This is a genomic window from Acinetobacter lactucae (assembly GCF_013122135.1).
GTDB lineage: Bacteria > Pseudomonadota > Gammaproteobacteria > Pseudomonadales > Moraxellaceae > Acinetobacter > Acinetobacter lactucae.
On the sequence record NZ_CP053391.1, the window covers coordinates 2,844,851 to 2,861,376 of the forward strand.

At 38.8% G+C, this 16,526-nt stretch carries 13 protein-coding genes; 5 read left to right on the top strand and 8 right to left on the bottom strand.

All coding sequences use genetic code 11. From position 1 onward, the window contains the following. Positions 1 to 51: 51 nt before the first annotated feature. From HLV59_RS13330 to HLV59_RS13350, 5 genes are read right to left on the bottom strand one after another with little or no spacing between them, the layout of a single operon-like run. Complete coding sequence (locus tag HLV59_RS13330) at positions 52 to 1,644, bottom strand: ABC transporter ATP-binding protein (RefSeq protein ID WP_171430160.1); 1,593 nt, start codon at positions 1,642 to 1,644, stop codon at positions 52 to 54. Then, positions 1,622 to 2,632, bottom strand: coding sequence for an ABC transporter permease (locus HLV59_RS13335; RefSeq protein ID WP_171430161.1), 1,011 nt, complete (start codon positions 2,630 to 2,632; stop codon positions 1,622 to 1,624). Before HLV59_RS13335 ends, HLV59_RS13330 begins: the two co-directional genes overlap by 23 nt. Beyond that, on the bottom strand, positions 2,632 to 3,684 hold the full coding sequence (locus tag HLV59_RS13340; protein ID WP_171430162.1) for a microcin C ABC transporter permease YejB: 1,053 nt from the start codon (positions 3,682 to 3,684) through the stop codon (positions 2,632 to 2,634). The genes HLV59_RS13335 and HLV59_RS13340 overlap by 1 nt, the downstream gene beginning before the upstream one ends. Positions 3,685 to 3,715: 31 nt before the next feature. Then, positions 3,716 to 5,551, bottom strand: coding sequence for an extracellular solute-binding protein (locus HLV59_RS13345; protein ID WP_171430163.1), 1,836 nt, complete (start codon positions 5,549 to 5,551; stop codon positions 3,716 to 3,718). 15 nt (positions 5,552 to 5,566) lie between these two features. Continuing rightward, positions 5,567 to 8,782 (bottom strand): LysM peptidoglycan-binding domain-containing protein, encoded by a 3,216-nt coding sequence (locus tag HLV59_RS13350; RefSeq protein WP_171430164.1) that lies wholly within the window; start codon positions 8,780 to 8,782, stop codon positions 5,567 to 5,569. A 233-nt stretch (positions 8,783 to 9,015) separates the two neighbouring features. Here HLV59_RS13350 and dnaQ point away from each other — a divergent pair, with 233 nt between their 5' ends. The 3 genes from dnaQ to nudC all read left to right on the top strand — a co-directional run bounded on the left by dnaQ (position 9,016) and on the right by nudC (position 12,912). Beyond that, positions 9,016 to 10,395, top strand: coding sequence for a DNA polymerase III subunit epsilon (gene dnaQ / locus HLV59_RS13355; RefSeq protein WP_016144677.1), 1,380 nt, complete (start codon positions 9,016 to 9,018; stop codon positions 10,393 to 10,395). A gap of 130 nt (positions 10,396 to 10,525) precedes the next feature. Next, positions 10,526 to 12,169 carry a chemotaxis protein gene (locus tag HLV59_RS13360; protein ID WP_171430165.1) on the top strand — a complete coding sequence of 548 codons (1,644 nt, stop codon included), beginning with the start codon at positions 10,526 to 10,528 and terminating at the stop codon, positions 12,167 to 12,169. Continuing rightward, a complete protein-coding gene (nudC, locus tag HLV59_RS13365; protein ID WP_005070517.1) occupies positions 12,169 to 12,912 on the top strand; it encodes an NAD(+) diphosphatase in 744 nt (247 codons plus the stop codon). Before HLV59_RS13360 ends, nudC begins: the two co-directional genes overlap by 1 nt. Positions 12,913 to 12,940: 28 nt before the next feature. Here the strand turns inward: nudC and HLV59_RS13370 are convergent, their stop codons facing one another. The 3 genes from HLV59_RS13370 to HLV59_RS13380 form a co-directional block, all read right to left on the bottom strand. Then, entirely contained in the window at positions 12,941 to 13,804 is an 864-nt protein-coding gene (locus HLV59_RS13370; protein ID WP_014206106.1) for an alpha/beta hydrolase, read from the bottom strand. A 3-nt stretch (positions 13,805 to 13,807) separates the two neighbouring features. Beyond that, a complete protein-coding gene (locus HLV59_RS13375; RefSeq protein ID WP_017398647.1) occupies positions 13,808 to 14,515 on the bottom strand; it encodes a BON domain-containing protein in 708 nt (235 codons plus the stop codon). Positions 14,516 to 14,595: 80 nt separating this feature from the next. Next, positions 14,596 to 14,997 (bottom strand): YraN family protein, encoded by a 402-nt coding sequence (locus HLV59_RS13380; RefSeq protein ID WP_016144673.1) that lies wholly within the window; start codon positions 14,995 to 14,997, stop codon positions 14,596 to 14,598. 206 nt (positions 14,998 to 15,203) lie between these two features. On the opposite strand from HLV59_RS13380, the gene rsmI reads away from it, so the two are divergent. Together rsmI and HLV59_RS13390 are read left to right on the top strand one after the other, a co-directional pair. Continuing rightward, positions 15,204 to 16,040, top strand: coding sequence for a 16S rRNA (cytidine(1402)-2'-O)-methyltransferase (gene rsmI, locus HLV59_RS13385; RefSeq protein WP_171430166.1), 837 nt, complete (start codon positions 15,204 to 15,206; stop codon positions 16,038 to 16,040). 97 nt (positions 16,041 to 16,137) lie between these two features. Then, complete coding sequence (locus tag HLV59_RS13390) at positions 16,138 to 16,524, top strand: hemin receptor (RefSeq protein ID WP_171430167.1); 387 nt, start codon at positions 16,138 to 16,140, stop codon at positions 16,522 to 16,524. Positions 16,525 to 16,526: the final 2 nt, after the last annotated feature.

Consider the following 16,526-nt stretch of genomic DNA (forward strand, 5'->3'; position numbering starts at 1 on the left):
AAACACGAATTTTAATTATTTTATTTAAAAACAAATAATTAAGATCTTTTTTTAAAGAGATGCTTTAATTAATTGTCTGGTATATTCAGTTTGAGGCTTAGAGAATAGTAATTCAGTTTCCTGATATTCCACAACTTTTGCATGGCGCAATACCATTACTTTATGGCACAGTGCTTTCACTATATTGAGATCATGACTAATAAAAATATAACTTAACTGCTCGGTTTGCTGTAATTGTCTCAACAACTTGATTATGGCTTTTTGCGTGGTCCGATCTAAGGCAGAGGTAGGTTCATCCAAGATTAAAAGTTTAGGCTGAACCACCAAAGCTCTAGCTAAAGCCACGCGTTGACGTTGTCCACCTGAAAGTTCATGAGGATAACGATGTTGAAAATCTTCAGCCAATTCAACTTTTACCAATACAGATTCAACTTGCTGCTTTATCTCTTTTTCATTCACAGCTTTTAACTTTAACCCTTCAGCAATAATCTGCCCCACCGTCATACGAGGGTTTAAACTGCCAAATGGGTCTTGGAATACAAGTTGAAAATCTGATCTCATTAACCGTAGCACTTTTGGCTGTAACTGATTCAAATCTTGCCCTAAAAAAACAATCTGCCCTTTACTCTGAATAAGCTGAACCAAAGCGAGGGCTAAAGATGACTTACCCGCACCACTTTCACCAACCACCCCAAGCGATTCACCTTGAGCAAGATCAAAACTCAAATCTTCTATGGCGGTGAAATAACCTTGAATACGATTTAAAATTCCTTTTCTTATCGGAAACTGTACGCTGAGGTGCTGTACTGATAAAACATTCTGTTGAGTGGGTCTAGATTCTACTTTTCCAAAATCATGATCTAATAACTGTGCTGTATAACTTGTTTTAGGATTTGCAAAGATTTGGCTCAGTTCACCTTGCTCTACTACACGCCCACTTTGCAATACAATAAGTTTCTCAGCATAGCGATGTATTAAATTTAGGTCATGGCTAATTAAAATAAGTGCCATTCCATATTTGCTTTGCAAAGATTTTAATAGCTCTAAAATCTGTATCTGTAAAACCACATCCAACGCAGTAGTAGGTTCATCAGCAATCAAAATTTTAGGCCGAAGCGCCAATGTCATCGCAATCATGACGCGTTGTCTTTGTCCACCAGAAAGCTCATGCGGATAGCGTTTTAAAATTTGCTCTGGTTCAACAATTCCTACCTCCTTAAGCAGTTCAACTATTTTTTGTCGAACTTCAAGTTTTGAGAAACCTGATAATAGAAGGTTTTCCCCTATAATTTTTTCAACCCGATGGAGCGGATTTAATGCAGTAGCAGGCTCCTGAAAAATCATAGCGATTTGGTGACCACGTAAATTTGCTTGAGCTCTCTCATTTAACTCAAGCATGTTTTGTGAGCCAATCCAGACCTGACCTGTTATTTCTAATTTTTCTTGTAGCAAGCCCATTATCGCTAAGCAGCTCATCGATTTACCTGAACCGCTCTCGCCAACAATAGCAAGTGTTTCCCCTTCATTTAAGTGAAAACTCAGGTCATCCAATAAAACCTTTTGGGCTTTGGTTTGAACTGAAAGATGCTCTACCTTTAATAATGTTGAAATGTTGTTTAAATTATTTTCTTGGGTCAAACGCATCGCGGGCCGCCTCCCCAATATAAATTAAAAGTGAAAGAACAATTGCCAGACTAAAAAAACCTGAAATTGCCAGCCATGGCGCATCTAAATTATTTTTACCTTGCAGCAATAATTCACCTAATGAGGCTGCATCGGGTGGCAGTCCATACCCTAAAAAATCAAGAGCAGTTAAAGCACTAATATTAGTTGTTAAAATAAATGGCAATTGAGACAAACTCGAGCTCATCGCATTTGGCAAAATATGCCTAAAAATAATAGCGCGATCAGTCACTCCCAATACTTGGGCTGCACGAACATAATCTAGCTGGCGAGCTTTCAAAAACTCTGCTCTAACGATGCCCACCAAAACAGTCCAGCCAAAAAACAACATAATGAAAAATAGCCAATAGACGTTTGGCACAAACATACTGACTAAAATCATAACCATAAAGAGCATGGGTAAGCCATTCCATACCTCAACCAAACGTTGTCCTAATAAATCGATCCAGCCACCGTAGTAACCTTGAATGGCGCCTACAGTAATTCCAAATAAAGCAGAACAAAAGGTTAAGGCTAAACCAAAAAGCAACGACACTCTTAAGCCATAAAGAATACGGGCAAAAACATCTCTGCCCTGATCATCTGTTCCTAACCAGTTTTGCTTGGAAGGTGGTGATGGCACAGGAACAGCCAAGTCTAAATTGGGCGTTTGATATGAAAACTTAACGAGTGGCCAAACTGCCCAACCTTTAGCCTCAATAAGCGCTTGTACGGCGGGGTCTTTATAATCAGCTTCTGTTTCAAATACGCCACTAAACGTTGTTTCTGAATATGTTTTAAACACAGGTAAATAGTAAGAATCTTCATACTTAACTAACAGTGGTTTATCGTTAGCGATCAACTCTGCAGCTAAGGACAAAACCAAAATCAGACTAAATAAAATAAAGCTGGCCCAGCCCAATTTATGCTGTCTAAAACGCTGTAATCGAGTCCGCACAATTAAAGACATTATTTGTCCCCTTGTGCGTCAAAGTGAATTCGAGGATCAATCCATTGGTACAACACATCACAAACGAGACGTAAAATTAGGCTAAATAAAGTAAAGAAAAATAAGACACCAAAAATAACAGGATAGTCGCGCTGGACAATCGCTTCAAAGCCCAACAAACCCACCCCATCCAAATGAAAGATAATTTCTACAAATAGGTTACCTACAAAGAAAATACCCGCTAATGCTTCTGGCAACCCGGCGAGCACAACTAAAATGGCATTACGAAAGACATGCTTATACAAGACCTGTTGGCTATTCAGACCTTTTGCATAGGCTGCCAAAACATAGGGTTTATTGAGTTCTTCTAAAAATGAGTATTTAGTTAAATAAGTTAAACTGGCAAAACCGCCTAATACCATGGTAATCAGTGGTAAAGTCATATGCCATAAGTAATCGGTAACTTTGCCCCAAAGACTCAGTTGATGAAAGTTATCTGACACTAAATTTTGTAATGGAAACCATTGAAAATAAGAGCCACCTGCAAAAAAAACAACTAACAAAATGGCAAATACAAAACTCGGTACAGCATATCCCACTACAAGGATTAAAGAAGTGGAGCGATCAAACCAAGAGCCCTGCTGTTTTGCCTTTTTAATTCCCAGCGGAATAGAAATGAGGTAAATGAGCAAAGTACTCACCAGCCCAAGTGAAATAGAAACAGGCATTTTTTCCAACAACAATTGCACGACAGGTTTATCTTTAAAGAAACTTTGTCCGAAATCTAAAGTTAAATAGCCTTTTAACATTAAGAAAAACCGTTCAGGAGCAGAACGATCAAAGCCATACTGCGCCTTAATTTGTTCAACCATTTCAGGGCTTAACCCCTGAGCACCTTGATAATAAGTTTCTGCACTTAATGCACGGCCAATTCCCAAATCGCTTTGTGCCTGATGTATTGCTTGCTCAACTGGCCCACCTGGTGCAATTTGCACAACCACAAAATTAATCAATAAAATGACAAACAATGTGGGAATCATTAAAAGAAGTCGCTTGAGAATATATGAACCCATATAACAGGATTTCCTTTTTGGCAGGTGCTTTTTATTGTTGATGTAAATATTTGGCAACTTTTTTGGCTTTGTTTGCATCACTCCACCAATATTCTATCCCAGAAGAAAGCGCTGGTTTAATTTTAGGTTGTTGATACATATTCCAATAAGCATACCAGTTTTCACCTTTACCATAAGTCGGGATTTGATAATAACCGGCCCTAAGCAATCTATCGAGAATGCGCGTATAAATAATCTGTTGTTCACGACTTTTACTTGCAACGAGTTTTGAAATCACTTGATCAATTACTGGATTGCGAATTCCCGCATAATTGTAATTTCCATCCTGAGCTGCGGCGATACTTCCCCAAAACTGAGTTTGTTCATTGCCCGGATTGAGAGATTGCGGCAAGTTCATCGTAGTCATATCAAAATCGTAACGACGAGTCCGTTCTAAATATTGCGGAGCATCAACCTGACGCAAATTAACCGCAATGCCTAACTTTTTTAAGTTACGAATAAATGGTAGAAGCGTTCGTTGTTTACCATCTTGCTGAATTAAAAACTCAAGCCGAACTTTCTTTCCTTCAGGTGTAAATAACTGCCCTTCTTTAACTTTATAGCCAGCCTGTATCAATAATTGCCGTGCAGTTAATAAATTCTGACGGTTAAATCCACTCGCATCCGACACAGGGTATTTCCAGTTTGCTAAAACACCTTGCTGCATGAGTGGTGATAACTTAGGCAATAACGGCTTTAATAACTCTAATTCAGTTTTTAAAGGTCGACCCGTTGCAGCTAATTCACTATTTTCAAAATAACTTTGTAGACGTTGATATTGTCCATAAAACAAAGCTTTATTCTGCCATTCAAAGTCATAGGCATAAGTTAAGGCTTGTCTAAAACGAATATCATTTAAAGGTTTTCTTCGTGTGTTAAACACATAGCTCTCAGTGGCGATGGGATTATGGTGACGAAACTTATATTGAGTAACTAGCCCTGTTTTTACGGCTGGAAATCGATAATCTGTTACCCATTTTTTTGGATTAGTCTCTTCATGCAAAGTGTATTGCCCAGATTTAAATCCTTCAAAAGCAATATCCCAATTTCGATAATAGACATATCTCAAGCGATCAAAATTATAACGCCCCTTGTTAATAGGCAAATCTTTTGCCCAATAATTTGGGTTTCTTTTATAACTAACACTTCTGCCCGGATCGATTCGTTCGACTACATACGGTCCCGAACCAATAATCGGTTGTAGGGTAATTCGGCTAAAATCTCTTTTTTGCCAATCTGCTTTTGAATAAATGGGTAAGGTTGCCAAAATGAATGGCATTTTAGGATTATGGGTAGACTTAAAACTAAACTTTACTTGATGAGCATTTATTACTTCTGTTTTTGCCAAATCGGCAAGGTACATTTGCAAACCTAAATTAGACTTAGTCTGATAGGCATCAAAACTAAATTTAACATCCGACGCAGTGACTGGCTGTCCATTACTAAAATGTGCTTTAGGGTTTAAATAGAAAGTCACTGATTGTGTTTTTTCTGGATCAAAACTCACTTTCTGTGCCAAAAGCGGATATAAAACCCCGACCTCATCAAGTGATTGAGTCATTAAGGTATCAAAAAGATAATTCACGCCTTCTGTAGCATTCCCCTTACCATTCATACTATTGAGGTTATCAAAAGTTCCTTGAGCTGCCTGACTTAATAGGCCACCTTTAGGTGCATTAGGGTTTGCATATGGCATAGCCATCATTTCTAAATACTTAGGCTTAGAATGAATCCCTATATATGAAGTAGTTTGCTGTGCAGAAAAAGTACTATGGGAAATGACACTGAGCCCGACTAGCAGGCTCAGTTGAAAATTTAATTTATGCATAAGTGACTAATTATTTTACAAATTAGGCACTTTAATCACATCACCAATGCGAAGCTGAGTAGAAGGTGTCAAATTATTCAGCTCAGCCAAGAAATTGGTTTCTAAACCATATTTACTCGCAAGACCGATTAAGGTATCACCACGCTTCACTTTGTATTCCACGACAGTTTTTGGAATCACAATATTCTGACCACGCTGTAAATTAGCATTTGCTTTTAATGCATTCATTTCAGCCAGTTCACGCACTGAAATACCCGCACGGCTCGCAATACTATTTAAAGACTCACCAGATTTCACAGTATATCTTTCAGTGTTTTTACCAGCCGCAACTGTTTTAGTTGAAGTCTTGGTATCTACTTTAGCTGTTTCAATTGTAGGTACATCACCCGTTAGTTTTAAACGCTGACCTACACGAACACTACTGCTGCGTGAAAGGCCATTTAGTGAAGCAAGATAGTCCAATTGTAAGTGGTAACGGTTAGCGATATTACCTAAGCTATCACCAGACTTAACCGTATAAGTTTCTGGTGTTTCTTCTTTCGTATTTTTAGAAGATTTAGTTGGCGCTTCTTCAACTGTTCCCGTTAGTTTTAAGCGTTGACCAGCACGTAAGCCAGCTGTACGAGACAAACCGTTTAGGTCAGCCAAATAACTTGTTTGCAGGTTATATTTACTCGCAATAGCATTTAAGCTATCGCCAGACTGTACAATGTATTGTTCTGGAACACTTAAGCCTGCCGGTACTTTTAAAGTTTGACCAAGCTGTACATGGCTATTTGCTTTTAAGTTATTTAACTCGGCTAACTCAGCTAGGCTAATTTTTGATTTGGTTGCAATACTCGATAAAGTATCACCACGTTGTACTTTATAGCCTTCTGTTTTATAAGAAACATTTGCTGACGCCTTCTCAGATTTAGTAGAAACCTTAGTTTCTGCAACTTCATCTACAGAAATATCTTGTGTAGGCACATTAATTTTTTGGCCTACCATCAAGTTACTAGCCGCAGTTAACCCCGGAGTTAATTCAGCAAGTTCCTGATTAGACAGGGCGTAACGATCTGCAATCAATTTAAGGTATTCACCGCGCTTCACAGTATAGCTTTTAGTTGCTATACGCTTTGCACTTGCCTGAACTGCTTTCGGTTCTGCTTTAGCACTTGAGCGACTATTCTTTGGTTCTTTTAACTGAAGTTTTTGCCCAACAAATAGGCCATCAGTCACTGATAAATCGTTATATTCAGCCAATTGTCTTACTGACAAATTAAACTGGTTTGCCACACCGCTTAAGCTATCGTTAGCCTGAACGACATATACATCTGGTTTAGCTGTGCTTTTTGAAGCCGTTTGAGTTTCTTGAGGCTTAGCATCATAAAGGTAAAGCGTTGAACCAACATATAACGTTTTTTCAGGGTCAATCTGGTTCCACTTCGCAACATCGCGCCAGTTTACGCCGTTTTTCATCGCAATAACGGCTAAAGTATCACCCGGTAAAACTGTATAGGTACTACGTTTGCCTTTAGGCTGCACAACCACTACATCTGTATCAGTTTTAATGTAAGGCTTATCTTTATTGCGCTGACCATCTTCAGAGTTAGCTACAGTCACGTCTTCAGCTAAAGTTTTTGGATATGCAAAACCTTTACTTACTTCTTTACCTTGTTGCTCTGCAACCGATTGGCTCGTTTGAATCGCAGTTAACTTAATTTTGCCGTCATAAGGATCAACAATTTCCGTTCCTTGTGGGGCAAGAGCTTTCAACTCAGCAACCACCTGATCTTTTTCAGCCTGTGTTGGTTGTGGCTCTAAAGCTTGTTGAACTGTTTCTTTCTGACCTTCAGCTCGAACTGCCGCTAAAATCTTTTCACGCTCTGCAGCAGAGATTGGCGGCTCTGTCTTCACTTGCTTAATATTTGCCGCAGGTGTCACAGCGACAGGAATACGTGGAGCACTTGGTACATCAGCCGAAGCAGCAAACGCAGCTAAAGCGTCAGATCCACGAGGTGTTGAACCTTTTACCGTGCTAGAGCTACCGGTTGTTTTAGCAGGAGTTGACGGTTTAACTGGTTGAACCTGATTTGCAGGTGTTGTTTTAATTGTCACCGATGTTGAAGCACTTGCATCTGGTTTAGATGGTGAAGTTACACTTGCCCACCAACCTGAACCACCACCAGACTTCATACCTTTCAATTTATTATCAATTGAAGGACTTAAATCTGCCGGAATCAAGATACGCATTGGACTTGCAGGATCTACCATTTCACCACGATATCCCGGATTCAATGCATAGAGTTCCGAACGGCTTAATCCCGCCACAGAAGCAATTTCATTTAAAGATAAAGGTGCAGATAAAGTCACTTCACGGAAATGGGGTCTATTTGCAATAGGAGGTAAAGAGATACCGTAAGCTTTTGGATTTTTAATAATTTGGGCAACGGCCAAAAAACGTGGAACATAGTTCATGGTTTCTTGAGGTAATTTTAAAGACCAATAATCAGTTGGTAGACCTGCTGCCTGATTTCGGTTAATCGCTTGTTGAATACGTCCTGGTCCAGCGTTATAGGCTGCTAAAGCAAGCTCCCACGAACCGAATTGGTTATATAAGCTTCCTAAAAACTCATAGGCAGCACGAGTCGACTCAACAACATCTCGACGGCCATCATACATGCCTGTTTGTTTTAAGCCATAAATACGGCCAGTACTCGGAATAAACTGCCATAAACCTGCTGCGGCTGCACTACTTGTTGCAGCTGGGTCATATGAACTTTCAATTACAGGTAATAACGCAAGTTCTGTCGGCAAACCACGGCGTTCAGCTTCTTTAACTGTATGGTACAAATAACGACTTGCACGGGCACTTAAACGATCAAGATAAGGTTGACGAGAAATAAACCAACTACGCTGAGCTTCAATACGTGAATCCCAATGGTTTAAATCCATTTTGAAACCAACGGACATACGCTTCCAGACATCACCGTGCTTTAAAATAAGCAGACGGTCACCTTCTACAGCTCGCATATCAGTTGCTGAAAGTAAGTCTTCTAACGAATCAAGACTACTCGCATCTAAATAACCTGCACCACTGACCTGTTTTGATTTTGAGGTTTTTGCAGATTGCGGAGTCGATGAACAGCCTGTTGTAATACCCAACGCAGCTAACGCAGAGCTAAGTACGGTAATTTTAAACAATGATGCTGCAGATGGCTGCCACACAAATGTGGTTGGTTTATACATAAAAACTTCCAAACAACTCGCGTAATATTTTTTTGGGGTCTGCCCACAAACCCTAGGTCTTCGATGCCATTGTAGTAAAGCATGCAAGATAGACAAGGCAATAATTTAATGTCATTTGCATGGAAATGTTACAAGAAATTAAAAAAACCTTGCTTTGATACGATGGAACCGAACTTTTTGCGTATACAATACACCATATTCAGTTCTTTTTCTTTTAGTTTAGGTTTCGATTTATGTCTCAAACAATCACACTGTATGTTGATGGTGCATGTCGTGGCAATCCGGGTTTAGGTGGTTGGGGCGCATATGTCATTACTGAGCAGGGTGAACATAAATTATTTGGCGGTGAACCTGATACGACTAATAACCGTATGGAACTCACTGCTGCCATTGAAGGTGTTTCATTTTGCCCAGCCGAAGCACATTTGATTATCTGGACAGATTCAAATTATGTGAAGCAAGGTATTACTGAATGGATTCATGGCTGGAAAAAGAAAAACTGGAAAGATGTAAAAAATCCTGACCTTTGGCAGAAATTAGATGCTGTCTGTGCAGGTAGAAATATTGAGTGGAACTGGATTAAAGGCCATGCAGGACACCCAGGCAATGAAATGGCAGACCAGCTGGCGAATTTAGGTGCAGACAAAACTGCTAAAGAACTCAAGCAACCACAGTCTGCCACTGTATCGCAAGATATAAAAAAGCCTGAACAGGACTGGTTGCTAGATGACCCTTTCGGGTTTGATCTGGCCGATGCAAGTGAAGAAGAAAATATTCATCTTGAAGCATCTGAAGAAGTCGAGATGATTATTGTGGACGAAGAAATCATTGAAGTTGAAACTGCCGAACAAGAAAGTAAGCAGCCAACCAATAACATTCACCCTCAAATCGTTGTGACCGAAGCCAAATTAAGATTACAAGGTCCTCGACAACTGATTCTCGATACGGAAACCACTGGTTTTTATTTCCAAGATGGCGACCGCATTATTGAGGTGGGTGCGATTGAGATGATTAACCGTAAGCTTACGGGTAGCTCGATTCATATTTACATTAACCCACAAAAACCAGTGGGAGATTCAGAAAACATCCACGGTATCAGTGATGATTTCTTAAAAGATAAACCGCTTTATGCAGACATTGCTGACACCTTATTTGACTATCTCAAAGGTGCAGAGATTATTGCCCACAACGCAACCTTCGATATGAACTTCCTTGATATGGAGTTTAAACGCGTAGGGCTTCCTGCACTTTCAGAAGTATGTGAGGTAACGGATACTTTAGCTTTAGCGAAAAACAAACATCCGGGACAAAAAAACTCCCTTGATGCGCTTGTAAGACGTTATGAAATTCCGGCACGTGACCGTACTTTCCACGGCGCATTACTCGATGCTGAAATTCTTGCTGATGTCTACTTGGCAATGACTGGTGGACAGGTTTCTTTTGATATAGATGCCTTATCTCAGAGTGAAAATAGCCAGCAAACAACCAATCGAAGCAGAGTTCAAATTGACCTTCCTGTAATTGAACCTTCAGTTGAAGAGTTAAATACACATGAGACTTGGGTCAAAGAATATGAGGAAAAACACGGAGAACCTTGCCTTTTTGCAAAATAAATTTTTGATTCTTTAGTGTTTTTAGCTTTTCCCCTTTGTAAGTTAAGTTATATTAGTCGCATAGATTTTTAGCTCAAATTATTGAGCACTACGAATATAACAATTGATTTTTTTGCAAAGGGGAACGTTTATGTCTGAGCATACGTCGATTCATTTCGATCCAACAGCTTTACTCATCATTAAACATGAAATTGATCGTTCAATAAAACTGGTTGAAGGTGCGGTAAGTACCTTAATTGAAGAACAAACTCTCCCTTTTGGTATTGATGATGCATTAGAGCAATTTAAACAATGCACTCAAGTTCTACGCTTAATTGATGTCCCTTATCTTGCAAAAATCACTCAATATTCGACTGAGTTGATGCAAAAAATTATTGCGAATCCAGCCCAAATTAATACGGATGATGTGGTTGCCCTAAGCGAAGGCACGACCATGGTAAAGCGTTATATTGAATTTATCTGTTTGCGTGAAATACAAGTTCCACAGTTTCTTCTTACAACCTTAAATAATTTAGAATTAGCTTTAAATAAACCACTGACTACATCAGGACAGGCTCTTGTTCCTTTACTTGCAAATACTTCCCTTGAACTACCCTTGCCCGAAATATTAATTAGTGAAAAAACTCAGTTCATCCATCAACTATACAAACTATCTCTACACCAATTTTTAAAAAAGACAGCCTCAGCTCAGAATTTTCAAGCCTTTAAACTTATTGCAACCTATTTGGTCAGCATGGCGAATACTCAGCCAAGCCAAAAATATTGGCAGCTCGTCAATTACGCTTTTAACAATATTGATGACCTCCTTTTAAATGATTCACGCCTACGTGTACTGATTAATATTGAAAGTCATATTGCTCTATTTTTGGCAGCACCCGAAAGTTTTCAACCTAATTTAGCGGCATTCGCAGATATTTTAAGTATTGTCATCGCTCAAGAAGATGAGACTGCTCAACATATTCGTAACCAGTTTCATATTGGTGATGAAACACCAACTGATACGCAATTACTCGTTTTAAGTCGCCATCTTTTTGGTCCTGACTTTGACACGATGCACACTGTCAGCCAATTAATCTTGGATGAAATGAATAAGGTGCGGAACGATATTGAATACAACTATCAAAATATGTCGCCTGAAAAAGCACAGCAACTACAAGCGAGCCTTTTACAACTGGCTCATACCTTTAAACTTCTAAACCTTGATGAAGCCGCATCTGCTCTTTCTCAACAAGCCAGCAGTTTAAGTCAACTTAACATTTTAAGTGATGAAAACTATGCTCAGCAGCTGATGAACAGCATTTTATCTGCTATGAACTCAATTGGTATTTTGGTACGCAATTACACGTCAAATCGTCTACAACTTAGCGTAAATAATACGGCTATTTCTTTAGATCGTCTTGATGAAGCTCATCAGGCTTTGCTTACCGAGACAAAAAATTTAATTGATTTTATCTGTCAGAGTCTTACGTTGTATGCCAATGACCAAACACAAAATATTGAAGCCATTGCAGGTTCATTAAAAGAGTTAGCAGGTGCAGCCGAATTTTTAGGAAGCACGACTCAACAACATGCTTTACTCCAAACTGCCCAATTTGTTCAAGAGCAACTTGAACAAAACCAGCCTTTTAATACAGACCAAATTCACTGTATTTTTAACGTATTAGCAGGCATTGACATGTTAGTTGACAATTTAAAAAATAAACAACCTGTTCTACAATCCATGTTTAATGTAGCATTGTCGAGTAGTCAACAACTTCAAAAAAAGGCAGCTTAATGTCTGAATTATCACTTGCTTATATTTTCCATCATCAACAATTACTGGTTGACCAGAATCTCCAACTACCCAAAGTCGAAAAGTTAGCAAGTGATTTACTTTTCACTCATGATGAGCAGGTCATTGCACGTGACTTGCTTGCTGAGGAACCTATCCCCGAAGGCTTACAACTTGTCCCAATTCGCCAGCTTATTACCAGCTGGTCGAAAGAACAGTTTTTGCAAGCGAGCCGTGCTGTTCAATTACTTGAATGGCGACGTAACCATAAGTTTTGTAGCCACTGTGGACATCCGACAGAAGTTCATCCAACCGAATATGCAATGGTATGCCCTTCTTGTCGCTACCACCAATATCCTCGTGTAAACCCTTGCATTATTACCGTCATTACTCGTGGTGATGATGAAATTCTGCTGGCTAAGTCAGTTCATAACAAAACCAATATGTATGGTTTGATTGCAGGTTTTGTTGAGGTAGGCGAAACACTTGAAGAGGCAGTACAACGTGAAGCCTTTGAAGAAGTAGGTTTAAAACTTAAAAATATTCAGTATATGTCAAGTCAGCCTTGGCCATTCCCGAGTAACCTTATGGTGGCATTTCGGGCAGAATATGAGTCGGGTGAAATTAAGCTTCAAGAAGAAGAAATTGCAGATGCACAATTCTTCAAAATTGATCAATTACCTGAGATTCCATTTAAAGGAAGTATTGCTCATTCAATGATTATGCAGATTACCCAAGCTGGGTAATCTGCCGTGTTTTAAACGAGAGTATCGTTTAAAACACTTCTTCGAGAAAATGTAAGATCGTTCTTTTCGTTCTGAAATAGTGGCTAATAAAGCTAGAAAGACTGGCCAAAATTGTAATATGTCCAGTTTTAGGAATCACAGCGATATGGCTGTGATTTCCACTCTGTCTTAAAGCCCGATCCAAATCCAATGTATTCTCTTTGCCGACAAGCTGATCATTTTCAGCCATGAGCAAGTAATGTTTAATACTATTTTGATTGACGAAATAGTATGGCATCACCTCTTGATAAGAAATACTTTGATCAAAAGCATCTTCTGCAAGTGGGTCACCCTTATAATCAAAATGATAAGGTCCAGCTAAACCGAAAATCGCCTTAATATTTCCTAAACATTGAATAGGATTTGGCGTTGGGTGATAAACAGCAGACATTACATTAAATGCCCCTGCCGAATGTCCCATAAGCACAACATTTTCTGTAGAAATTTCTAGTTTGTCTTGGTTTTGATGTAAATAATTCAATGCCTGAGTCAGGTCATCAACAAAACTCGGAAAAATATTTTTAGGAGCTAATTGATAGTTGATAACTGCAACGTCATAGCCTTCTTTAGCAAATGTCTCACCAATAAAAAGATAATCTCGCTTATTACCATGTTGCCAAGCACCACCATGTACAAAAACAATAAGAGGCTGATGTGCTAGTTTTTTAACAGATCGGTAAATATCCAAACGGTGACGCGGCTTTAGACCATAACGTACATTTGCGACCTGTTCAAAACCATCTTTTGGCGTAAAACGGTTTAAAGCAAAACTCCCCAAATCATAAAGGCGGAACTCTTTATAAAGAGTTCGCGCCTGTTCAATTTTACTTTGTAGTTGTTCAATCAGATTCATATATTACTGTGCATTCGAAGCTGGATCTGTTTGGTCAGGATCAATTGCAACAGGAGTTTGAACTGTTGGTTGAGCAATGACGTTATTAATAATTGGTGTAGTCGTTGCACTAGCAGTACTCGCCGCTGGCGCAGGTGCTAAATCAACGTTATCAATGAGTGTCACAATTTTGGTCACGTTACCCACATTTTGTAAGACGCTATTCAAATCATTAATTTCAGCAGTATTTAAACGTCCCATGACATAAAGTACGCCGTCTTCAGTATGTACTAGAACCTTACTATCAGAAACTACAGGTGCCTTCATTAAAAGCGCACGTGTATTGGCTGTTACACCCGCATCTTGCATAATCGTGTTGTAGCTGACCTTGTTACCTACAGTAATGTAGTTATGTACAGCTTTAACATCGCTCATGGCTTTAAGATTGTCTTCTGCCAATTGTTTCAAGTATGGATCTGGCACTTGTCCTGTTAATAAAACAGTACTATGGAAGCTTTCGATATTAATACGTGATTGTTTAAAACGCTGATCAAGCTTATAGAGGTTAATATTCGCTGTACGTTTAATTGAGGAATCAATGAATACCTGACCTAAGCTACGTACACCACTATCTGTTCCGACTGGAGCTGTACCTGTTCCACCAGAAATAAAACTTGCGCAACCTGACAAACTTGCGACACAAAGCGCTGTTACAGCAATACGTTTCAACACTCCACCAGACTCCTATCAATCTCTTCTTGGCTTGATCATAAAGCATCAGACTTAAATTTGCTCAAAAGAGTAATGAACTCTTAATCCAAAGTAAATGCATTTTCGATCCATTGCAGATCATAATGGAAATTTGAAAAGTCTTGCTGTACTGTTTTTGCAATTTTCTGTGGAAAATCAAAACAAATCACATCAAAACGACAATAAAAATCCTGATAAGATGGGTAGCGCTGTAAAAAACGCATCGCGGTTTTAATAATTTTCTTCTGCTTTGTTCTGGTCACCATTTCGCAAGCCTGTCCATAATTTCCTATAGTACGCGCCTTTACCTCAACAAAAACCAGCTCTTGCCCTCTTTTAACAATCAAATCCACTTCACCACGGCGTGAATGGTAATTACTGGTCACCCATACATAGTTTTGCTTTTGTAACAGGTTTAAAGCCGTTTGCTCTGCCCATTTACCCAATTGCTGCGCTAATATCATTATTACCTTCCCCAAATTAAAAGTAGCACTACATTTTTTATGCTTAAATTATTTCGTTCAATCCAACCGTATTTCTAATTTAAATTGAACAAATGAAAATCAGATCATTTATAAAAGCAAAGGTTGGCAGACATTGTTCACGCCCAAAACATAATTTCGGGTAAACTACCCGATTAAAATTGTTTATCTGTACGGAGTAAAACCAAATGAGTGCTCAGTTATTCGTTGTAGCCACCCCAATCGGGCACTTAGATGATATGACTTTCCGTGCAATTGATATTTTAAAATCAGTTTCTATTGTAGCTGCAGAAGATACGCGTCAATCAGCCCAACTATTTAAGCACTATAATATATCGACTCAACTTACTGCATGTCATGATCATAACGAAAGCAATAAAATTGAGCAGTTAGTTCAAAGATTACTTGCGGGCGATAACATTGCTTTAATTAGTGATGCAGGTACGCCGCTCATTAGCGACCCTGGTTTCAAATTAGTTCGTGCTGCTCAAGAACATGGCATTAGAGTTGTGCCTGTGCCTGGTGCATGTGCGGCAATTGCTGCTTTAAGTGCAGTAGGTTTACCAAGTGACCGTTTTAGTTTTGAAGGCTTTTTACCGTCAAAAGCATCTCAACGTATTTCTCAATTAGAAAAACTCAAAAATGAAACTCAAACCTTAATTTTCTATGAAGCACCACACCGTATTTTAGAATGTGTAAAAAATATGGCAGAGGTATTTGGTGAAAATCGCCCAGTTGGTTTCGCCCGTGAAATTACCAAAACTTTTGAAACCATAAAAAAAATGACCTTAAAAGATTTGGTCAGCTTTATTGAAAATGACCATAACCAAGAAAAAGGCGAAATTGTTCTTGTAGTTGGCGGTGCACCAGAAAAAACAGATCTGGAACAAGAAAAACTAGATGAACTTTTAAAGCGCTTACTTCAAGATTTATCTGTTAAAGCAGCATCTCAACTTGCTGCCGATTTAACAGGAGTTAAGAAAAAAGTCGCTTATCAACGTGCACTTGAGTTAACGCAATCTTAATCTTTTAATTAAGCACAGTGATGAACAATGATCAGCGTCATCACCGTGCATGAATTTTGCATAACAATATTAAAGATAAAAAAATAAGAGTATTGATATGACTGAATCACTTGGAAAACTTGGACCACATGAAGAGCAAGAACTAGAATTATTACTTTCAGGCGAGAAACCTATCGCTTTGTTTTATGATCTATTACCTACCGAATTTTTAGAGCATCTCGAGCAAGGTACTTTATCTATGCTGAGTAAAGAAATTGAAACCTCTTTACCTTCACCATTTTCAATTATGCTGATCTATAAAAATGCACCTTTAGCAGATTTAAATGAACTTGTGTTATGTATTGAAAAATCACTAAAGGAGTCTCAACTCGAAGATCGCTTAGAGCTTGACTGTAGAATCGGACAACTTTTAGGTTACTCAGCACAAGATATAGAGTTTTATATTCAGCATGTTTCAAATTTTTATGCCCACTTACGGACTTAAAT